Origin of the sequence: Rhizobium ecuadorense (genome assembly GCF_001187535.1) — a bacterium.
GTDB lineage: Bacteria > Pseudomonadota > Alphaproteobacteria > Rhizobiales > Rhizobiaceae > Rhizobium > Rhizobium ecuadorense.
The window spans coordinates 1-224 of record NZ_LFIO01000610.1 but is presented as its reverse complement, the minus strand read 5'-3'; the positions used below and the strand labels follow the sequence as shown (position 1 = coordinate 224).

Here is a 224-nt window from a genome sequence, read left to right as displayed (position 1 = left end):
TGATGTCACGCCGTTCTTCGGCCGTCTGCGCCCCAAAGTGGCCTGTCACCTCTGACAAGTAGTCCAGGATGATCCCCGATTGGCTGATTTTCGTTTGCCCATGTTCGAGCACAGGCGCCTCGCCCTGTTCGTTTATGGTTTTTCGCCATTGTTCGGTTCGCGTTTCGCCGCCCAGATAATCAACGAAAATGCTTTCCCACTCGATGCCGGCAAGCGCAAAGAAC

1 protein-coding gene is annotated in these 224 nt (G+C 54.9%); it reads right to left on the bottom strand.

The features are described from left to right. Positions 1-224 (bottom strand): glutathione S-transferase N-terminal domain-containing protein (locus tag AF337_RS40260; RefSeq protein WP_193393606.1); only part of this gene is annotated, 224 nt, incomplete at both ends.